At 61.5% G+C, this 20,538-nt stretch carries 22 protein-coding genes; 5 read left to right on the top strand and 17 right to left on the bottom strand.

The genetic code is table 11. The annotated features are described in order from the left end of the window. Positions 1-94 precede the first annotated feature (94 nt). From C4J86_RS23110 to C4J86_RS23170, 13 genes are all read right to left on the bottom strand, one after another. Positions 95-1,012 (bottom strand): LD-carboxypeptidase, encoded by a 918-nt coding sequence (locus C4J86_RS23110; protein WP_124371971.1) that lies wholly within the window; start codon positions 1,010-1,012, stop codon positions 95-97. Between the two features lie 166 nt (positions 1,013-1,178). Further along, a complete protein-coding gene (gene lipA, locus C4J86_RS23115; protein ID WP_164485302.1) occupies positions 1,179-2,180 on the bottom strand; it encodes a lipoyl synthase in 1,002 nt (333 codons plus the stop codon). Between the two features lie 25 nt (positions 2,181-2,205). Next, positions 2,206-2,853, bottom strand: a complete 648-nt coding sequence (gene lipB / locus C4J86_RS23120) for a lipoyl(octanoyl) transferase LipB (protein WP_124368475.1) — start codon at positions 2,851-2,853, stop codon at positions 2,206-2,208. Beyond that, positions 2,853-3,128, bottom strand: a complete 276-nt coding sequence (locus tag C4J86_RS23125) for a DUF493 domain-containing protein (protein ID WP_048724650.1) — start codon at positions 3,126-3,128, stop codon at positions 2,853-2,855. The genes lipB and C4J86_RS23125 overlap by 1 nt, the downstream gene beginning before the upstream one ends. Before the next feature lie 84 nt (positions 3,129-3,212). Continuing rightward, a complete protein-coding gene (locus C4J86_RS23130; protein ID WP_124371973.1) occupies positions 3,213-4,370 on the bottom strand; it encodes a D-alanyl-D-alanine carboxypeptidase family protein in 1,158 nt (385 codons plus the stop codon). Positions 4,371-4,548: 178 nt separating this feature from the next. Continuing rightward, complete coding sequence (locus C4J86_RS23135) at positions 4,549-5,553, bottom strand: septal ring lytic transglycosylase RlpA family protein (RefSeq protein ID WP_124371974.1); 1,005 nt, start codon at positions 5,551-5,553, stop codon at positions 4,549-4,551. Next, positions 5,553-6,563 carry a lytic murein transglycosylase B gene (mltB, locus tag C4J86_RS23140; RefSeq protein ID WP_124371975.1) on the bottom strand — a complete coding sequence of 337 codons (1,011 nt, stop codon included), beginning with the start codon at positions 6,561-6,563 and terminating at the stop codon, positions 5,553-5,555. Before mltB ends, C4J86_RS23135 begins: the two co-directional genes overlap by 1 nt. A gap of 17 nt (positions 6,564-6,580) precedes the next feature. Beyond that, a complete protein-coding gene (gene rodA / locus C4J86_RS23145) occupies positions 6,581-7,684 on the bottom strand; it encodes a rod shape-determining protein RodA (protein WP_065952056.1) in 1,104 nt (367 codons plus the stop codon). 31 nt (positions 7,685-7,715) lie between these two features. Continuing rightward, the gene (gene mrdA / locus C4J86_RS23150) at positions 7,716-9,614 is read right to left on the bottom strand and encodes a penicillin-binding protein 2 (protein ID WP_124371976.1); all 1,899 of its coding nucleotides are present in this window, start codon (positions 9,612-9,614) and stop codon (positions 7,716-7,718) included. 15 nt (positions 9,615-9,629) lie between these two features. Beyond that, positions 9,630-10,097 (bottom strand): 23S rRNA (pseudouridine(1915)-N(3))-methyltransferase RlmH, encoded by a 468-nt coding sequence (gene rlmH / locus C4J86_RS23155; RefSeq protein ID WP_003176297.1) that lies wholly within the window; start codon positions 10,095-10,097, stop codon positions 9,630-9,632. 9 nt (positions 10,098-10,106) lie between these two features. Beyond that, positions 10,107-10,601 carry a ribosome silencing factor gene (gene rsfS, locus C4J86_RS23160; protein ID WP_003176298.1) on the bottom strand — a complete coding sequence of 165 codons (495 nt, stop codon included), beginning with the start codon at positions 10,599-10,601 and terminating at the stop codon, positions 10,107-10,109. 69 nt (positions 10,602-10,670) lie between these two features. Then, positions 10,671-11,315, bottom strand: a complete 645-nt coding sequence (gene nadD, locus C4J86_RS23165) for a nicotinate-nucleotide adenylyltransferase (protein WP_124368480.1) — start codon at positions 11,313-11,315, stop codon at positions 10,671-10,673. Continuing rightward, on the bottom strand, positions 11,315-12,580 hold the full coding sequence (locus tag C4J86_RS23170) for a glutamate-5-semialdehyde dehydrogenase (RefSeq protein ID WP_124371977.1): 1,266 nt from the start codon (positions 12,578-12,580) through the stop codon (positions 11,315-11,317). The genes nadD and C4J86_RS23170 overlap by 1 nt, the downstream gene beginning before the upstream one ends. Before the next feature lie 175 nt (positions 12,581-12,755). Between C4J86_RS23170 and C4J86_RS23175 the strand changes: the two genes are divergently transcribed. Then, positions 12,756-13,439 (top strand): DNA-3-methyladenine glycosylase, encoded by a 684-nt coding sequence (locus tag C4J86_RS23175; protein WP_124371978.1) that lies wholly within the window; start codon positions 12,756-12,758, stop codon positions 13,437-13,439. A gap of 137 nt (positions 13,440-13,576) precedes the next feature. After that, a complete protein-coding gene (locus C4J86_RS23180) occupies positions 13,577-14,893 on the top strand; it encodes a bifunctional DedA family/phosphatase PAP2 family protein (RefSeq protein ID WP_124371979.1) in 1,317 nt (438 codons plus the stop codon). Here C4J86_RS23180 and C4J86_RS23185 read toward each other — a convergent pair. From C4J86_RS23185 to C4J86_RS23200, 4 genes are all read right to left on the bottom strand, one after another. Beyond that, complete coding sequence (locus C4J86_RS23185; protein ID WP_124371980.1) at positions 14,887-15,102, bottom strand: hypothetical protein; 216 nt, start codon at positions 15,100-15,102, stop codon at positions 14,887-14,889. The two genes, C4J86_RS23180 and C4J86_RS23185, sit on opposite strands and share 7 nt — an antisense overlap. Positions 15,103-15,203: 101 nt before the next feature. Beyond that, complete coding sequence (locus tag C4J86_RS23190; RefSeq protein ID WP_124371981.1) at positions 15,204-15,794, bottom strand: LON peptidase substrate-binding domain-containing protein; 591 nt, start codon at positions 15,792-15,794, stop codon at positions 15,204-15,206. 21 nt (positions 15,795-15,815) lie between these two features. Further along, positions 15,816-16,532 (bottom strand): LrgB family protein, encoded by a 717-nt coding sequence (locus tag C4J86_RS23195; protein WP_124368486.1) that lies wholly within the window; start codon positions 16,530-16,532, stop codon positions 15,816-15,818. Further along, positions 16,529-16,882 carry a CidA/LrgA family protein gene (locus C4J86_RS23200; RefSeq protein WP_124368487.1) on the bottom strand — a complete coding sequence of 118 codons (354 nt, stop codon included), beginning with the start codon at positions 16,880-16,882 and terminating at the stop codon, positions 16,529-16,531. Before C4J86_RS23200 ends, C4J86_RS23195 begins: the two co-directional genes overlap by 4 nt. Positions 16,883-17,063: 181 nt before the next feature. On the opposite strand from C4J86_RS23200, the gene C4J86_RS23205 reads away from it, so the two are divergent. The 3 genes from C4J86_RS23205 to C4J86_RS23215 all read left to right on the top strand — a co-directional run bounded on the left by C4J86_RS23205 (position 17,064) and on the right by C4J86_RS23215 (position 20,014). Beyond that, positions 17,064-17,519: a MaoC family dehydratase gene (locus C4J86_RS23205; RefSeq protein WP_124371982.1), complete on the top strand. Its 456-nt coding sequence runs from the start codon at positions 17,064-17,066 to the stop codon at positions 17,517-17,519. Between the two features lie 105 nt (positions 17,520-17,624). Further along, positions 17,625-19,343 carry a C13 family peptidase gene (locus C4J86_RS23210; RefSeq protein ID WP_124371983.1) on the top strand — a complete coding sequence of 573 codons (1,719 nt, stop codon included), beginning with the start codon at positions 17,625-17,627 and terminating at the stop codon, positions 19,341-19,343. 29 nt (positions 19,344-19,372) lie between these two features. Next, positions 19,373-20,014 carry an oxidoreductase gene (locus tag C4J86_RS23215; RefSeq protein WP_124371984.1) on the top strand — a complete coding sequence of 214 codons (642 nt, stop codon included), beginning with the start codon at positions 19,373-19,375 and terminating at the stop codon, positions 20,012-20,014. Positions 20,015-20,538 lie beyond the last annotated feature (524 nt).

The raw sequence follows: 20,538 nt of genomic DNA on the forward strand, positions 1-20,538 counted from the left end.
TACCGCCATCGGGGGCAAGCCCCCTCCCACACTTGGAATGCATTTCAAAATGTGGGAGGGGGCTTGCCCCCGATTGCGGTTTAGGAACCGACGATCATTTACAGACTACATCCTGCTCCAACACCACCCGCTGCTCCCCCGCATCCAAACGCACCAAAGCCCCCATCGGTAACGTCAGATTCGGATCACAATGCCCGCTGCGCCAGCCGGACAGCACCGGAATGCACAGCGGTTCGAAGGTCTGTTTCAACAGTCTTTCCAGCCCCACCTGATCCACACCGGCCACATCCCCCACCAATACCCCCGCCACCTGGTCGAGTTTGCCCGCCAGGCGCAGGTGCGTCAGCAGACGGTCGATGCGATAGAGCGGCTCGTTGATGTCCTCGATAAACAGAATGATGCCTTCAGCGTCAATGTCGTAGGCGGTACCCATCACCGCCGCGATCATCGAGAGGTTGCCGCCCAACAAACGCCCGCAGGCGATGCCAGGCTCAATGGTGGTCAAGGGGTAGGCCACCGGGTGCGTCAGCAGGCTGCCGGCGCCAAGCTGGCCACGCAGCAGGCTGAACAGCGATGACTCGGTGGGGGGTTGCTTGCCACCGAGCAAGTCGGCATTGAGCATTGGCCCGTGGAAGGTGACGAAGCCCGCGTAGCGGTTGATCGCCAGGTGCAAGGCGGTGATGTCGCTGTAGCCGACGAAAGGCTTCGGGTGCGCGCGCAACAGGTCGAAGTCCAGCGCATCGAGCAAGCGTGGCGTGCCGTAGCCGCCGCGTAGGCAGAAAATGGCGTCGATTTCGGGGTCGGCGAAGGCAGCATGCAGGTCGTTGAGACGCACTTGATCACTGCCGGCCAGGTAGCCGTCGCGCTCATACACACCCGGGAAAATGCGCAGTTCGTAGCCACGGGCGCGCATCCATTGCCCAGCTTTTTCAACGTCCAGCGCGGCAGGGCCGGCGGGAGCGATCAGGCCGATGGTGCCTTCGAGGCGCAATGCAGGTACGGCGCTAGTCATGCACAATTCTCCTTAATATGACGCATAACGAAATGTGGGAGGGGGCTTGCTCCCGATGGCGATGTATCAGTCACTCGTGTATTGACTGTCACACCGCAATCGGGGGCAAGCCCCCTCCCACATTGGATCTGCGGTGGCGGGCAGATCTCCATTACCAAACTCTTTGTTAGGAAACCAGGCTCGCCTTGACCAGCTTGGCCTGCTCGTCAGCATGGTACGAAGAGCGCACCAACGGGCCGGAGGCTACGTTCTTGAAGCCCATCTTGTACCCTTCCTCGGCGAACCAGGCGAAGGTATCCGGGTGCACGAAACGCTGCACCGGCAGGTGGCTACGGGACGGTTGCAGGTACTGGCCCAGGGTCAGCATATCGATGTCGTGCTCGCGCATGCGCTTCATGACTTCGATGACTTCTTCGTCGGTTTCGCCCAGGCCCAGCATCAAGCCGGATTTGGTCGGAATGTGCGGCATCATCTGCTTGAACTTCTGCAGCAGGGTGAGCGACCACTGGTAATCCGAACCCGGACGCGCGGCCTTGTACAGGCGCGGAACGGTTTCCAGGTTGTGGTTGAACACATCCGGTGGCTCAGCGGCGGTGATCTGCAGCGCTACATCCATGCGGCCACGGTAGTCGGGCACCAGGGTTTCAAGCATGACGTTCGGCGACAGTTTGCGGATTTCGCGGATGCAATCGGCAAAGTGCTGAGCACCGCCGTCTCGCAAGTCGTCACGGTCGACCGAGGTGATCACCACATATTTGAGTTTCAGGTCGGCGATGGCGATAGCCAGGCTTTCCGGCTCGTTGACGTCCAGGGGCTTCGGACGGCCGTGGCCCACGTCGCAGAACGGGCAACGACGGGTGCAGATGTCACCCATGATCATGAAGGTGGCGGTGCCGCCGGAGAAGCATTCGCCCAGGTTTGGGCAAGAGGCCTCTTCGCACACGCTGTGCAACTTGTGTTTGCGCAGCAGGGCCTTGATACGGTCGACTTCCGGCGAGACCGGGATGCGCACGCGAATCCAGTCAGGCTTTTTCGGCAGTTCGGTGGTCGGGATGATCTTGACCGGGATGCGTGCAACCTTCTCGGCGCCGCGCAGCTTGACGCCGGCTTCCACCTTGGCACGCGGGGCCGGGACTGGACGCTCGGTAACGTCCAGCGTCGGGATCATGGTTTGCACAACATCAGTAGTCATATCAATCGATTCCGCCCGTCAGGGTCGTCTGCTCAGCATAGTCGAGGTGTTTGACGAGCTGCGCGCGCAGCCGGGCACTTACCTCGGCAAATTCTATGGGTGTTGCATGGTCGCTCAACTGGGTCATCGCAAGCCCAGCGTAGCCGCACGGGTTGATGCGCCGGAACGGGGCCAGGTCCATGTCCACATTCAGGGCCAGGCCATGAAAGGAACACCCGTGACGAATGCGCAAACCCAGGGAAGCGATTTTCGCGCCATCCACATACACACCCGGTGCATCAGGCTTGGCCGCAGCGGTCACGCCGTAACTGGCCAACAGCTCGATCAGGCAAGCTTCCATGCGGCTTACCAGGTCACGCACGCCAAACCCCAGCTTGCGCACATCCAGCAACAGATAAGCGACCAGTTGGCCAGGCCCATGGTAAGTCACTTGACCCCCTCGGTCGACCTGCACCACCGGAATATCCCCCGGAAGCAGCAGGTGCTCAGCCTTGCCGGCCTGGCCCTGGGTGAACACCGGTGGGTGTTCGACCAGCCAGATTTCATCCGCTGCCGAGCTGCCGCGCTCATTGGTGAAGCGTTGCATGGCGTGCCAGACCGGCTCGTAGGCCATCCGGCCGAGCTCGCGAAAGCCCAGGACCTGTGGCATCACAACACCATGTGCACGAAGCCGGTGGCCCGCAGTTCGCTGTTGATGTCGTAGAGCTGGTCTTGACCGATTGCAACGATGTGCAATTGGATCGTGGTGTATTTGCCTGTGGAGCTGGATCGCTCGTCCACACGCTGATCATTGATCGTCGCGTGCTTGCGCACAATCTCGAGGATCAAGTCTTTGCGGCCTACGCCGGTATCGCTGATTATCTTGATGGGGTAGTCCACCACCGGAAATTCTATCTTTGGCGCCTTTACTTCGGTATCGGTCATGGCGTAACGGCCTCGTAAGCGGTAAGCCGTGGCGACGGCAAAGCCCCGCGTCGGATCAACGCGGGGCTTTGCAGGTGCACACAATCAGTTGAACAAGCCGTAGAAGAATAGACGGATGCTATCCCACACGCGGCGGAAGATACCACCTTCGTCGACGGCATCCAGTGCGATCAGGTCGGCGCTGTGCACCACCTTGTCGTCCAGTTTGACTTCGACTTTACCGATCACGTCGCCCTTGGCGATTGGGGCAACCAATTGCGGGTTCATGGTCATGCTGGCAGCGAGCTTTTTCAGCTGGCCTTTAGGCATGGTCAGGGTCAGGTCATCAGCCAGGCCGGCCTTGACCTGGGAGGTTGCGCCCTTCCATACCGGCGCGGTCGCCAGCTCCGTACCCTTCTGGTAGAAGGTCTGGGTTTCGAAGAAGCGGAAGCCGTAAGTCAGCAGCTTTTGCGTCTCGGCCGCACGGGCCTGCTCGCTGTTGGTGCCGAATACCACGGCGATCAGGCGCTGGCCATCACGTACGGCGGACGACACCATGCAGTAGCCGGCTTCGTCGGTGTGGCCGGTTTTCAGGCCATCGACGGTCTTGTCGCGCCACAGCAACAGGTTGCGGTTAGGCTGCTTGATGTTGTTCCAGAAGAACTCTTTCTGGGAGTAGATGGCGTAGTGCACCGGGTCAACACGGATGATCGCACGGGCCAGGATCGCCATGTCGTGAGCCGACGAATAATGCTCTGGATTCGGCAGGCCGGTCGGGTTCATGAAGTGGCTGTTGGTCATGCCCAGGTCGCCGGCCGTCTTGTTCATCATGTCGGCGAACGCGTCTTCGCTGCCGGCGATGTGCTCGGCCAAGGCGACGCTGGCGTCGTTACCGGACTGGATGATGATGCCGTGCAGCAGGTCGCTGACGGTGACTTGCGAGCCGACCTTGATGAACATCCGCGAACCACCGGTACGCCAGGCGTTTTCGCTGACGGTCACCGGGTCGTTTTCGCCGATCTGGCCGCGACGGATTTCCAGGGTCGCGATGTAGGCGGTCATCAGCTTGGTCAGGCTGGCTGGAGGCAGGCGCACGTCACCGCCGTTTTCGACCAGCACGTTGCCACTGGCGGCATCCATGAGGACCCAGGACTTTGCGGCCAGTTGCGGGGAAGCCGGCACCATCTCAACCGCCCAGGCGGCCGGGGTAATGATCAGCGAGATAAGCAGGCACGTACGTTTGGCTAAGGTGGTGATGTTCATCCGTCTCTCGAAATTGCTTATGGAAACTTGCCCTCGCGGGCAAAACTATTCAGACAGCCCGCTTCCAGACTGTCACGTGTTCGGTTGCCCGCTCACCCCTTGCCCCTGGGTTTTTATTGTTCAACGAGCCAACAACCAGGGCCCAGGCACCCGCCTGAACCTGCAGTCCTTTATTGCCTTATTCTGCGGTCACTACGCTGGGTTGCCCCAGGTTCGCCAGGCGTACGCTGTTCTGCACTTGCGCCACCTCGCTCGGCGAGCCGATCGGCCCCATGCGCACACGGTGCAGGGTTTGCTGGTTACGCACGATGGAGCTGATGAACACTGGCGCGCTGACCATGCCGCTGAGCTTGGACCTTAACAGTTCTGCCGCATCCGGGTTGGCGAAAGCGCCCACTTGCAGGTACTGCCCACCCACGGTGGAGGCACCGGGCGCGGCACGGGGTACGACGACCGTATCCGGCGCATGCTGCGCGGGCGGCGGCGTCCATTGTTCGATCTTGCCGGTCGACGCCGTTACTTGCGGTTGTGGGGTTTGCGGTTCGTTGAGCATCAACGGCGCCGGCTTGCCACGCTGGGCCCAGTACTGCGCCGGGTCGATGCCTTCGACCTTGACCCGTGCGGTACCGATTTCGGCGTAACCGAGTTTCTTTGCGGCGGCGTAGGACAAGTCGATGATCCGGTCCGAATAGAACGGCCCACGGTCATTGACCCGCAGGATCACCGTGCGGTTGTTGTCCAGGTTGGTCACGCGCACGTAGCTGGGCAGCGGCAGGGTCTTGTGGGCCGCGCTCATGCCGTACAGGTCATACACTTCGCCGTTGGCGGTGTTCTGGCCATGGAACTTGGTGCCGTACCAGGACGCCGTGCCGGACTGCACGTAGGTCTTGGAGTCCTGCAGCGGGAAGTAATTCTTGCCCAGCACGGTATAGGGGTTGGCCTTGTAAGGGCCGGAGTGCAAGGTGGGCGTGGCATCGGGGATCTTCGACACATCCACATCCCACCACGGCGCGCCATCTTTGTGCGCACGGTTGATATCCAGGCCCGGCTGGGCGCGAACCACCGCGCCGCCGGCCTTCTTGGCCGGCGCTCGGCTCGGCGTCGTGGAGCAACTGGCGATCAGCAGGGACAACGCGGCGAACGCCACCAGCTTGAGCGGTTTTTTGAACGGCGATACCCGCATTACTTGTTGCCCCGTGCTTGAACCAGCTCGTCTGACAGCTGATGCACGGCCATGGCGTACATCACACTGCGGTTATAACGCGTGATTGCGTAGAAATTCTTCAGGCCCATCCAGTATTCCGGGCCATTTTCACCTTCAAGGCGGAACGCCGTCACCGGCATGTCATCGCGTGGCGCATTCTGACTCGACCAGCCCAGCGCTCGCAACTCCCCGACGGTCTTCACCGGGTCGATACCCTGGGTCAGGCCTTCGTCGGCGCGTTCACCCGTCACATCGGCGCGGACGACCACCGGTTCACCGCCGACCCAGCCGTGACGCTTGAAATAGCTGGCCACGCTACCGATGGCATCGTCGGGGTTGCTCCAGATATTGATATGCCCGTCGCCGTCAAAGTCCACCGCGTAGGCGCGAAAGCTGCTCGGCATGAACTGCGGCAAGCCCATCGCCCCGGCGTACGAGCCCTTGAGAGTCATTGGGTCGACCTGTTCTTCGCGGGCCAGCAGCAGGAATTCGCGCAGCTCCTTGCGGAAGAACTCGGCGCGGGGCGGGTAATCGAAGCCCAGGGTCGACAACGCGTCGATCACCCGGTAACTGCCGGTATTGCGCCCGTAGAAGGTTTCAATGCCGATGATCGCGACGATGACCTGGGCCGGCACACCGTATTCCTGCTCGGCGCGGGCCAATATCGCCTCATGCTGGCGCCAGAAGTCCACGCCCCGCGCCACACGGGCGTCGGTGAGGAACATCGGGCGATATTCCTTCCACTGCTTCACGCGTTCGGCGGGGCGCGAGATGGCGTCGAGGATCGCCTGCTTTTTCTGGGCCTCGCGAAACACGCCCATCAGTTGTTCACCGGCGAAACCGTAGTCGCGGGTCATCTCACCGACAAATTCGGCGACCTGAGGTGAGCCATCGTAGTCACCGGCCTGCACCTCTTGCGTTGCGCCCAGCAGCCCAATCAGGCCCATCCAGGACGCATGCCGAGTTGCCCAGCCGCGCATTACTTGCATTGACATCTTCACCTTATTCAAACCTGTGCGATCCATTTGCGATGCGTATGAATCGACATCAAAACCCCAAACGCTGACAGCAATGTCACCAGCGAAGTTCCGCCGTAGCTAATGAATGGCAACGGCACACCTACCACCGGCAGCAGGCCACTGACCATACCGATGTTGACGAAAACATAAACAAAAAAAGTCATGGTCAGGCTGCCGGCCAGCAACTTGCCGAACAGCGTCTGCGCCTGCGCGGTAATCACCAGCCCGCGACCGATCAACAGCAAATAGATCAGCAGCAGCGCGCAAATGCCGACCAGGCCGAACTCTTCGCCCATCACCGCAATAATGAAGTCGGTGTGGCTTTCAGGCAAAAAGTCCAGGTGCGACTGGGTACCCAGCAACCAACCCTTGCCGAACACGCCGCCGGAACCGATCGCTGCCTTGGACTGGATGATGTTCCAGCCGGTACCCAGCGGGTCGCTCTCCGGGTCGAGGAACGTCAGGATCCGTTGCTTCTGGTAGTCGTGCATAAAGAAGAACCACATGGCCACGGCCACGGGCACGGCGGCGGCCAGCACGCTGAGAATCCAGCGCCAGCGCAAGCCACCCATGAACAGCACGAACGCGCCGCCCGCCAGGATCAGCAACGAGGTGCCGAGGTCCGGCTGGCGCACGATAAGAATGAACGGCACGCCGATCAGCACCAGGCTGATCCCCACATGTTTGAGCTGTGGCGGCAACGTGCGCTTGGACAGGTACCAGGCAATGGTGGCCGGCATGAGGATCTTCATGAATTCCGACGGCTGGAAGCGAATCACCCCTGGGATGTTGATCCAGCGGGTCGCACCCATGGCGTTGTGGCCCATCACGTCCACCACCACCAGCAGCAAAACCCCGGCGACATAACCGAGCGGCACCCAGCGCGCCATGAAGCGCGGCTCGAGCTGGGCGATCACCACCATCGACAACAGGCCCAGGCCGAACGAAGACGCTTGCTTGATCAGCAGGTCCCAGTTCTTGCCGCTGGCCGAATACAGCACGAACAGGCTGCCCGCCGCCAAGATCAGCAGCAGCACCAGCAGCGGGCCATCGATGTGCATGCGTTGCAGCAACGTCGCACGGCGACGCATCACATCCTCACTGGAGAGGATGCGGTCAAAATTACTCTTCACGGGCCGTAACCTCGGGGCTTGAAGGGGGGCCGCCATATTCGGGCTTGAGCTTGCCGTCGGCGGTCAGCAGCCAGGCGTCCATCACTTGACGCACCACCGGGGCCGCGACGCCGGAGCCGGACTCGCCATTCTCCACCATCACCGCCACCACGATTTTCGGGTCATCTGCCGGGGCGAAACCGACAAACAAGGCGTGGTCGCGGTGGCGTTCCTGAACCTTGGAGCGGTCGTACTTTTCACCCTGCTTGATCGCGACCACCTGGGCGGTACCACTCTTGCCGGCGATGCGGTACTGCGCACCGATCGCCGCCTTGCGTGCGGTGCCACGGGCGCCGTGCATGACCTGCTGCATACCGTGATTGACCTTGTTCCAGTCGGAAGGGTCGCGCAGCACGATGTCGGGGATCGGATTCTCATCCAGCGGTTTCTCGCCCTCAATGGTCCTAGCCAGGTGCGGACGATTCCAGATGCCCTTGTTCGCCACCAGCGCCGTCGCCTGGGCCAGTTGCAGCGGGGTGGCCTGCATATAACCCTGGCCAATGCCGAGGATCAGGGTTTCGCCGGGGAACCACGCCTGGCGGCGCGTCGCCCGCTTCCACTCCCGCGACGGCATCAGGCCTGGCGACTCTTCGAACATGTCCAGGGAGACTTTCTGACCGAGGCCGAACTTGCCCATGTAGGCCGACAGGCGATCAATACCCAGCTTGTGGGCCAGGTCATAAAAATAGGTGTCGTTGGAGCGCATGATCGCGGTATCCAGGTCGACATAACCGTCACCGGTGCGGTTCCAGTTACGGTATTTGTGATCGTAGTTGGGCAGCATGTAGTAGCCGGGGTCATAGACCCGACTCGACGCCGTGACCACACCCGAATCCAGGCCGGCAATCGCCACCGCCGGCTTGATGGTCGAACCCGGCGGGTACAGGCCGCGCAACACGCGGTTGAACAGCGGCCGGTCGATGGAATCGCGCAGCTCGGCATAGGCCCTGAAGCTGATGCCGGTCACGAACAGGTTGGGGTCGAAACTCGGCTGGCTGACCATGGCCAGCACTTCGCCGGTCTTCGGGTCCAGCGCCACCACCGCACCGCGACGGCCACCCAGCGCCATTTCGGCGGCTTCCTGCAACTTGATGTCCAGGCTCAGCACGATGTCTTTGCCCGGCAACGGATCAGTGCGCTTGAGCACGCGCAACACGCGGCCGCGGGCGTTGGTCTCGACCTCTTCGTAACCCACCTGGCCGTGCAGTTCGGGCTCGTAGAAACGCTCGATGCCGGTTTTGCCAATGTGATGGGTGCCGCTGTAATTGACCGGGTCGAGGGTTTTCAGCTCTTTCTCGTTGATGCGCCCCATATAACCGACCGAGTGCGCAAAGTGCGGCCCCTGAGGGTAATGCCGCACCAACTGCGCCACCACCTCCACGCCCGGCAAGCGGAACTGGTTCACCGCGATCCGTGCGATCTGCTCTTCGTTCAGCTCGAACAGAATCGGCACCGGCTCGAAAGGCCGGCGCCCCTGCTTCATGCGCTTCTCGAAGATGACTCGGTCTTCCGGCGTCAGCTGCAGCACCTCGACGATCACATCGAGCACCTGTTGCCAGTCGCCGGAACGCTCGCGGGTCATGCTCAGGCTGAAGCTGGGCCGGTTATCCGCGACCACCACGCCATTGCGGTCGAAAATCAGCCCACGGGTCGGCGGGATCGGCTGCACATGCACCCGATTGTTTTCCGACAAGGTGGAGTGATATTCGTACTGGATGACCTGCAGGTAATACAGGCGCGCGATCAGCACCCCGATCAGCGCCACCACCATGATCGCGCCAAATACCACGCGCGCACGTACCAGACGTGCGTCTTTCTCGTGGTCCTTGATGCGGATCGGCTGGGTCATCGGGAATGGCGCAGATTATTTGTGATAAGGATGCCCGGACAGAACTGTCCAGGCGCGATACAGCTGTTCACCGATCAGAATCCTTACCAACGGGTGCGGCAGCGTGAGCGCCGACAGCGACCAGCGCTGATCGGCCCGCGCACAGACTTCCGGCGCCAGCCCTTCGGGGCCGCCGACCATGAAGTTGACGGTACGCGAATCCAGGCGCCAGCGATCCAGCTCCACCGCCAACTGCTCGGTGCTCCAGGGCTTGCCGTGCACTTCGAGCGTAACGATGCGCTCGTTGGGCCCGACCTTGGCCAACATGGCTTCGCCTTCCTGACGGATAAAGCGCGCCACGTCGGCATTCTTGCCCCGGGTATTGAGCGGTATTTCCACCAGCTCCAGCGACAGCTCGGCAGGCAGACGCTTGGCGTACTCGTGCCAGCCCTCTTCCACCCACTTGGGCATGCGTGAACCGACAGCGATCAGACGCAGGCGCACAGCCGTTCCTTATTCCTGGTCTTTGTTGAGCTTGTCGAAGTGCGCGTGGCCCACTTCCGGGCTGTGGTGCTTGCCATCGGCGGCACGGCTCTGCTCGGCGCCTTTCCACAGACGCTCCAGATCATAGAACTGGCGGGCGTTGGAGGTCATCATGTGAACGATCACGTCGTCCATGTCCAGCAGCACCCAGTCGCTGTCGCCCTTGCCTTCTTCACCCAGCGGCTTCACGCCCTGGGCTTTGACCGCTTCGCGAACCTTGTCCAGCATCGCGCCGATCTGGCGGTTGGAGGTACCGGTGGCGATGATCATGAAGTCGGTGATGCTCTGCTTGTCGCGCACGTCGAGCACCTGGATGTCCTGGGCTTTCACGTCTTCCAGGGCAGCCACGGCAACTTTTACCAGCTCTTCGCCAGCCAGTTCCGGGCCAACGTGGGCTTCTACCGGCAGCGGCGCGCTCTTGAAGGTGCCTTTGCGCTTAACTTTGCTTACGTCTTTGTTCGTCATATAAAACTCGTTTTGCTCGTATGTTCGGGCGCTCGCTGCACGACGGTGCGTAGCGACAAGCGCGCCTTTTCAGTTCGACGCACGGTAAAGTCCGTGCGCATCGATGTAGGCCAGGACCGCGTCAGGCACCAGGAAACGTACCGACTTACCGCTGGCCAGCAGTTGACGGATCTGGGTGGCGGACACCGCAAGCGGGGTCTGCCAGACGAATGCAATATTCCCGTTCGGCCCGGTCAGGGCCAAGGGGTCACTTACCGACCGCGCAGCCAGCAGGTTGCGCAAGGCATCCGGCGGTTCGCTGTCGGCATCCGGGCGTTGCAGAACCAGGATGTGGCAATGCTGGAGGAGTTCCTCCCAGCGGTGCCAAGAGGGCAGGCCGCAAAATGCGTCCCAGCCCAAAAGCAGAAACAACTGGTCATCGGCGGCCAACTCGGCGCGCATCAGTTCCAGGGTGTCGACAGTGTAGGACGGTTTATCGCGCTTGAGCTCGCGATCGTCCACCACCAGCGGCGATATACCCTCCACGGCAACGCGCACCATTTCCAGGCGCTGCTGCGCTGACACCTGCGGCGTATCGCGATGGGGCGGCCGGAAATTAGGCATCAGGCGCAATTCATCCAGGGCCAGGGCATCCGCGACTTCCAGGGCACTGCGTAAATGGCCGATGTGCACGGGGTCGAAAGTACCGCCGAGCAGCCCGATGCGTTTAGCCATCAAGTGCGCACGTGACCGTCGCCGAATACCACGTACTTCTCGCTGGTCAGGCCTTCCAGGCCAACCGGGCCACGGGCATGGAGCTTATCGGTGGAGATGCCGATTTCCGCCCCCAGACCGTACTCGAAGCCATCGGCAAAGCGCGTCGAGGCGTTGACCATCACCGAAGCGGAGTCCACTTCATTGAGGAAACGCCGGGCATCGCTGAAATGCTCGGAGACAATGGCGTCGGTGTGCTTGGAACCGTATTTATTGATGTGCTCGATGGCCTGGTCCAGGTCGTCGACAATGCGGATCGACAGGATCGGCGCCGTGTACTCGGTGTACCAGTCCTGCTCGGTCGCCTCGATCACGTCCGCGCCCAGCAACGCACGGGTACGCTCGCAACCACGCAGCTCCACGCCCTTGTCGCGATAAATGGCAGCCAGCGGCGGCAGCACGCGCTCGGCGATGCCGGCGTGCACCAACAGGGTTTCCATGGTATTGCACGGCGCGTAGCGGTGGGTCTTGGCGTTGTCGGCGATGCGGATGGCCTTGTCGAGGTCGGCGGCGATGTCGATGTAGACGTGGCACACGCCGTCCAGGTGCTTGATTACCGGCACCTTGGCGTCGCGGCTGACGCGCTCGATCAGGCTCTTGCCACCGCGCGGCACGATCACGTCGACGAATTCCGGCATGGTGATCAATGCGCCAACCGCCGCGCGGTCGGTGGTTTCCACCACTTGCACCACCTCGGCGGGCAACTCGGCCACGGTCAGGCCCTGCTGAATGCAGGCAGCGATGGCACGGTTGGAGTTGATGGCCTCGGAACCGCCGCGCAGGATGGTGGCATTGCCCGACTTGAGGCACAGGCTCGCGGCGTCGATGGTCACGTTCGGGCGCGACTCATAGATGATGCCGATCACGCCCAGGGGCACGCGCATCTTGCCGACCTGGATGCCGGACGGCAGGTAACGCATATCGCGGATCTCACCGATGGGGTCAGGCAGCTTGGCTACCTGACGCAGACCTTCGATCATGTCGTCGATACGCGCCGGGGTCAGCGCCAGGCGATCCAGCAGGGCCGGTTCCAGGCCATTGGCGCGGCCGTTGGCCAGGTCCTGTTCGTTGGCGGCGGTAAGCGCTGGGCGCGAAGCATCCAGAGCGTCGGCGGCGGCCAACAACGCGCGATTCTTCTGCGCAGTGCTCGCACGGGCGATCAACCGCGAGGCCTGACGGGCAGCGCGACCCAGGCGGGTCATGTAGTCAAGAACGGACTCAGTCATGGGTCAGGTAGTCTTGGCAAAGAGGAAAGCGGCAGATTATAGCTGTGACGCCGCCCGACTGACAGCGGTGAGGGGCGGATGGTCGAAATGAACTGTAAAAACCTGGGGTTCAGCGGTAATTAAGGTGGGAGTTGTTATGATTCCGTCACATTTAGCCGTAATCACCTTGAACGTTATGTCCAGAATGACGCCCGAACTCCCTGCCAGCGCCCTCCCCGACAGCTTCTTCGACCGCGATGCACAGTTGCTCGCGCAAGAACTGCTCGGAAAAGTCATCCGTCATCGTGTCGGCGGAATTTGGCTTTCAGCCCGAATTATTGAAACCGAAGCCTATTACGTGGCCGAAAAAGGCAGCCACTCCTCACTCGGCTACACAGAAAAGCGTAAGGCTTTGTTTCTGGATGGCGGGCATATCTACATGTATTACGCCCGTGGCGGTGATTCGCTGAATTTCAGCGCCCATGGCCCGGGCAATGCCGTGCTGATCAAATCGGCGTATCCCTGGGTCGATGAAATTTCCGGCCCGGCGAGCCTGGCGCAAATGCTGTTGAACAACCCGAACCCCGATGGCAGCCCGCGCGCCGCGCAGAAACTCTGTGCGGGCCAGACGCTGCTGTGCAAGGCGCTGGGCCTGAAGGTGCCGATGTGGGATGCCAAGCGCTTCGATCAGGAACTGTTGTATGTGGAAGACGTAGGCCAGGTGCCCACGCAGATCATCCAGACCACACGACTGGGCATCCCCAGTGGGCGCGATGAGCATTTGATGTACCGTTTCGTCGATGCTGGCTATGCGCCTTATTGCACACGGAACCCGCTGCGGCGGGGACAGGTCGAAGGCCGCGATTATTTTTTGATTTGATGCTCCATGTGGGAGGGGGCTTGCTCCCGATAACGGTGTGTCAGTCAGACCATCTGACACTGACCCACCGCCATCGGGAGCAAGCCCCTCCCACAGTTTGATCATCAGCGTTTCAGATTACATATGGAGTGGAGTGTATGGGCCATTGGCTCGATAGCATTACCGGCTGGCTGACCCTGAACCCACAATGGCTGGCGGCGGCGGTGTTTATCGTTGCGTGCGTGGAATGCCTGGCCATCGCCGGACTGATCGTGCCAGGTACGGTGCTGCTGTTCGCGATTGCCGCACTGGCCGGCAGCGGCGCGCTGTCGTTGAGCGAAACCCTGCTGCTGGGATTCCTCGGCGGCTTATTGGGCGATGGGGTTTCCTACTACCTGGGCCGGCATTTCCACCAGAACATCCGACGCCTGCCCGGCCTTCGTCAGCACCCCGAATGGATGAATGGCGCTGAAACCTACTTCCATAAGTACGGCATCGCCAGCCTGTTGGTCGGGCGCTTCATCGGCCCGCTGCGCCCCATGCTGCCGATGGTGGCCGGCATGTGCGACATGCCGTTTCCGCGCTTCGCGGCCGTGAGCGTTATCGCGGCAGCGGGGTGGTCGGTGGCTTATCTGCTGCCGGGATGGGCCGCCGGCGCTGCGTTCCGCCTGCCATTGCCCGAAGGTTTCTGGCCGGAAGCGGCCATTGTCGCGGCCTGCCTGGCGGTGCTGCTGGGGCTGAGCTTGAACAGCAGCCTGCGCGGTCATCGCCGCGCTACCCTGTGGATTGGTTGTGCCAGCCTGATCTTGCTGGTCGCGCTGTTCATCGGCTACCCGCACCTCAACCATTTCGACCAGGGCCTGAGCGCCCTTGTGCAGGAACATCGCAGCCCGTGGCTTGACGAAGTGATGGTGCGCATTACCCAGTTGGGCGAATTCAAGAAAATGTTCGTGGCCAGCGCGGTCTTCACCGGCCTGCTGCTACTGGCGCGACAGTGGCGTCATGCCCTATTCGTTGGCGTCACACTGGCGGGAGCCGCCGTGATCAACACCGGCACCAAGCTCTTCTTCGCCCGTGGCCGCCCGGAAATCCTTACCGACCCGCTCACCAGCTTCAGCATGCCCAGCGGCCATGCCTCCGGCGCGTTTGCGTTCTTCCTGGCCCTGGCGGTACTGGCAGGCCGGGGCCAACCCACGCGGTTACGCCTGACCTGGCTGCTACTGGGCTGCATACCCGCCGCGTTCATTGCATTGTCGCGGGTGTACCTGGGTGCTCACTGGCCCACGGACATCCTGGCCGGCACGCTGCTGGCGATGACCGTCTGCGCGTTCAGCCTCAGCTTCAGTCAGTACCGCAGCCCCTTGCCCGCGATGACGCAAAAAGCCTGGTGGCTGGTGTTGCCCGCCGTGGTGGCCGTGCTCGGGTTTATTGCTTTTACCGGCACGTCCCATGCTTTGCTCAGGTACGCTTACTGATCCTTGGCCGGGCCGATCCACTCTACCGATGCCGAGCGGCGCTCAACGTAACGCTCGCGTCGTTCCAGCAGCATTTCATCAGCGATTTCAGCGGCGCGTTCGGCGATGTATTCCGGGCCCCGCGTGGCATCCTGCTGGAGTAATTGCGTGGTCACGCTGACAAGGTACGCGTCCCAGGCTTCTTGTTCCGAGGGTGTCAGCCGAATCATGGTCATCTCCGATCATTAGGGTGTGATCGGAAAATAGTGCAAGCCGCGCTGCTGGAAGCAACCAAACAAAGTCTGAAAACCACGTCAGGGAAATCCGAATCTTAGGTGAATAATTCACCTTGCAACTCATCCAGCAGCATCTGGATCGCATCCAGCCGCTGCTGCGGATCGTCGAGTTGCAGCAGGTCGAGCTTGTCGGCCTCGGTGAACGGCAGCAGATACGCCAGCTGATTAGCCAGGGCCTGCTGGCCCTCGGCACGGGCGTCCATATCCAGCGAAGCGACCATCGGGTGCTCCGCCAATGCCTGCAGCAGCGCCAGCAGGTCGGCATCCTCGTCTTCCAGCGGCTGCTCCGGCAGCTCTTCGAGCCACTGCACCTCGGCCACCAGCAACTGGTCCTTGTGCACATGGGCGTCACGTACGCGGAAACGCCGCCCGCCTTCGACACGAATGCCCAGCAGGCCGTTGTCCTGTTGCTTGAAGTCGCGAATCAGCGCCTCACAGCCAATCAGCGCATAGCCGTCCGGGGCCAGGCCGACTTCCTTGCCGTCAAGGATGCACACCACGCCGAAGCTTTCGCCCTTTTTCATGCAGCGGCTGATCATGTCCAGGTAGCGCGCCTCGAACAGTTGCAAATCGAGGGTGCAGCCAGGGAACAGCACAGTGTTGAGCGGAAACAGCGCCAGACTCATAAAGGTTTCCTTAAACCCGGTTCAAACGATCACCGACACGGCCAGCGGCAGGAACACCGCCGTGGCCACGCCCATCAGACTCATCGCCAGCGCCGCGAAGGCGCCGCATTCTTCACTTTCCTGCAGGGCCACCGAGGTGCCGACGGCATGGGCCGTCATACCCAGGGCCATGCCGCGTGCTTCGGGGCTGTGTACGCCCAGGCGCGACAGGAGCGCCGGGCCGATCATCGCGCCGACCACTCCGGTGATCAACACGAACACAGCAGCCAATGCCGCCACGCCACCGATCTGCTCGGCCACCAGCATGGCAATCGGCGACGTCACCGACTTGGGCGCCATGGTCATCAGCACCCTGTGTTCAGCGCCGAACCACCAGCCCAACACCACGCACAGGCCGGTGGCCAACACCCCACCTATCACCAGCGTAGTAAAAATCGGCCAGAACAATTGGCGAATCCGGCGCAGGTTCAGATACAGCGGCACCGCCAGGGCTACCGTCGCCGGCCCCAGCAGAATGCCCATGATCTCGGTGCTTTCGCGGTATTCGACGTAGCTCAGGCCGCAAGTGAGCAACACACCAATCACCAGCAACATGGAGACCAGCACCGGCTGCAGGAAGATCCAGCGGGTTTTCTCGAAAGCCGCCAGTACCAGTTGATAAGCGCCCAGGGTGATGCCGATCCCGAACAGCGGGTGATGAATGACGGCCGTCCAGGCGCCCTGCCAATCGAACATCATTGGCCCTTCTCCTTGCGCTTGACCATCTGTTGCATCAGCACGCCGACGACGCCCATGGCGATGACCAGCGACAGCACCAGCGCGCCGACAATGGCCCAGAAGTCTGCAACGATGTCCTTGGCATACACCATCACGCCCACGGCCGGCGGCACCAGCAGCAACGGCAGATACCGCAGCAGGCTGCCGGCCGCCAGGCTCAGCGGCTCGCTGACTTCGCCGCGCCAGATCAGAAAGCCAAGCATCAGCAGCAGGCCGATGATCGGTCCCGGCAATACCGGCAACAGCAGATGATTGATCGCTGTGCCGATCAGTTGAAACAACACCAGCCAGGTCAGGCCACGTAACAGCATCCGCTTTCTCCCCCTTAAAGCCCGCGCGCATTATAAGCACGCCCGCCCTATGCTCCGGCATTCGCCAAAAGCATGTCGTTGACCGGGCCGATTGCCCATGATGATCTACATTGGTTCTCTGTATCCCATAAAAAAACCCTCATCAGCGGGGGATAAAAACGATGAAACCAGGAGAGATGCAATGCCCCAGGTACCCGTAGCGCAGCTCAAAGAGTATGTCGGCAAGGAACTCGGACGTTCCGAGTGGCTCACCATCGACCAGGCGCGCATCAACCTGTTCGCGGAGGCCACCGGCGATCATCAATTCATCCACGTCGACCCGGTCAAGGCGGCGCACACCCCGTTCGGCAGCACCATCGCCCATGGGTTCCTGTCGCTGTCGCTGATGCCCAAGCTGATGGAAGACATCCTGATCATGCCCGAAGGCCTGAAGATGGCGGTCAATTACGGCCTCGACAGCGTGCGCTTTATCCAGCCGGTAAAGGTCGACTCCAAGGTGCGCCTGAACGTCACGCTCACCGATGTCCACGAGAAAAAACCCGGCCAATGGCTGTTCAAGGCCACCGCCACCCTGGAAATCGAAGGCCAGGAGAAACCTGCCTACATCGCCGAGTCGCTGTCACTCTGCTTCGTGTAGGACGCTGCCTGTGGTGAGGCAACAAACCTTGCCATAGTGTATGTAAATTTATGTATGAACCTCTCGGCTGCGGCATACTCGGCGCTCAATTATCCGGATCCCGCTATGCGCCCACTCGCTCCCCTTGCCCTTGCCCTGTTGCTCACCGCGTGCGGAGACGGCGAATCGCTGTTGCCGCCCGACGCGCGCCTGCCCGATGGCGGCCGCTACCGTGGTGATGTGGTCAACGGCTTGCTGCAAGGCCAGGGCCGTGTCGACTACCCCAACGGCAGTTGGTACGCCGGCGAGTTCGATAAGGGCCAGTGGCATGGCCAGGGCGAATGGCATGGCAGTAACGGCGAAGTCTATCAGGGCCAATTCAAGCAGGGCCTGTTTGACGGCCAGGGCCGCCTGACCACGGCGGGCAGCAGCTACGTCGGTGGCTTCAAGAACGGTCGACGCAACGGCGAAGGCACCCTCAAAGAGGGGCAGATGACCTATCGCGGCGAATTCAAGGACGACCAGTACTCCGGCCTCGGACGCCTGGAGCTGGCCGACGGCAGCCAATACCAGGGCCAATTCGCTCACGGCAAGCCCAATGGCGAAGGCCAGCGCAACGACGACAGCGGCAATCAGTTCAGCGGCCACTTCGTCGATGGTCAGCTGGAAGGCAACGGCACGTTCAACAGCGCGGATGGCGATATCTACGTCGGCCAGTTCAAACAGAACCAGCTCAACGGCAAGGGTCGCTATGAAAATGCCGACGGCGACGTGTGGATCGGCCAGTTCAAGGAAGGCGCGCTCAGCGGCAAGGGCGAACTGATCGGCGTCGATGGCAGCCACTACGTCGGCCAGTTCATCGATTGGCGCTTCAGCGGCGAAGGTCGCCTGAACCTTACCGATGGCAGCTTCTATATCGGCGGCTTCGACAGCGACAGCTACCAGGGCCGCGGCACGCTGGTGCTCACCGATGGCACGGTTCAGGCCGGCACCTGGGTCAACGGCATGCGCGTGCGCGATGCCGAGGGCAAGCTGCTGCCCGACCCACTGGAAATCGGCGTACTGGCCCAGGGCCGCTTACTGGCTGACGCCCTCGCCGCCGTGCCTGCGTCTACGCCTGCCATCGAGCTGTATACCCTGGCACTGGCCGGTGACGGCAAGCAAAGCGTATTCCTGCGCGAAGCCGATTACGTCAGCAATATGCTCGCCACCCGCTTCGGTGCACATGGGCAGATTCGCCTGGTCAACCACCGCGACCATATCGCCGACCGCCCCATGGCCACCCGCGAAAATCTGCGCCGTGCCGTGCAAACCCTGGCCGAACGCAGCGGGCCGGAAGACCTGGTGTTCATCTATATGACCAGCCACGGCACTCATGAACACGAACTGGTGCTGGACCAGCCGCGCATGGAGCTGGCCGACCTGCCGGCCGACGAGCTGGCCGCCGTGCTCGCGCCGCTGAAAAACCGTGACAAGATCATCGTGATTTCCGCCTGTTACTCCGGCGGATTCATCCCGGCATTGAAGGATGAACGCACGCTGATCATGACCGCCTCGCGCGCGGATCGCGTGTCGTTCGGTTGTTCAGAAGAAGCAGACTTCACCTACTTTGGTGATGCCCTTTTCGCACAAGCTTTCAGCCAAACGGACGATTTGCAACAGGCGTTCAAACTGGCACAACTGCACATGGCCGAACGCGAACAGGCGGACAATTTCGAAGCCTCCGAACCGCAGATCTGGGCCCCCAAGGGCGTGATCGCCCATTGGCAATTATTACGCAAACAGCAGGCACGAAAGGCGCTCGAAAGCGTCTCAATGAATAGCAAGGAAGCCAAAGGCAACTAAGCTGTAACGTGTAACAAGGGGGAAACACCATGTACCTGACACCGCAGCATATCCTGCTGGCCGGCGCCTCTGGCCTTACCGGCGAACACTTGCTGGACCGCCTGCTCAACGAACCCACCGTGACCCGCGTACTGGCACCCAGCCGCAAACCATTGGCTGAACACCCGCGCCTGGAAAACCCGGTGGGCGACCCGGCAGTGGTCCTGCCACACCTGAGCGGCCAAGTGGATATCGCTTTCTGCTGCCTGGGCACTACGATCAAGAAAGCAGGTTCGGAAGCGGCGTTCCGTGCGGTCGACCTGGATCTGGTGGTGACCTTCGCCAAGCGCGCACGGGAAATGGGCGCGCGGCACCTGATCGTGATCAGTGCGATTGGCGCCGACCCGAAATCCTCGGTGTTCTACAACCGGGTCAAAGGGGACATGGAGCAGGCGTTGAGAGCACAGGATTGGCCGCAACTAACGATCGTGCGGCCATCGTTGCTGTTGGGCGAAAGACTCGAGCCGCGTCTGGCCGAACAACTGGCCGGGCCGCTGTCACGCCTGATTCCGGGCAAGTACCACGGCATTGAAGTCTGCGAACTGGCCCGCGCCATGTGGCGCCTGGCGCTGGAAGAACAGGACGGGGTGCGTGTGGTGGAGTCGGATGAGCTGCGCAAGCTCGGTAAATAACTAAAGGCAAACACTGAACCCAATGTGGGAGGGGGCTTGCCCCCGATTACGGTATATCAGTCACTGATGAGTTGACTGGGCTACCGCAATCGGGGCATAGGTATCTACACAACTTTGGCACGGCCCTGAACCTGTGACGGCTCAGCAGCCGAAGCCTCTCTAACTGATACCCCGCGACCTAAATGTGGGAGGGGGCTTGCTCCCGATGGCGGCCTGACAGCCGACCAGGATGTTGGATCAGAGCGAGTACATATCCGTTGCTGCGGTAACGGCGGCTTAGGGTTCCGCCCTGACGGCGGCTCACTTTTGAAAAGCGCAAAAGTAAGCAAAACGCTCTTGCCCCACCACTCGGCACCTCGCCTAGGCTCGGTGTGCCCGTAATCCGACAGTAATTTGGGGGGCCGCCGCCACGCGCCATCCATGGCGCGGGGCGGCTAAACCGGCATCCCTGCCGGTTTACCCCCCAAATCACTATCGAATTCCGGCCAGCGTGGTTTAACGGGGCGCTTAAGATCAAAAGCAAG

Origin of the sequence: Pseudomonas sp. R2-7-07 (assembly GCF_003852355.1) — a bacterium.
Classification (GTDB): Bacteria; Pseudomonadota; Gammaproteobacteria; order Pseudomonadales; family Pseudomonadaceae; genus Aquipseudomonas.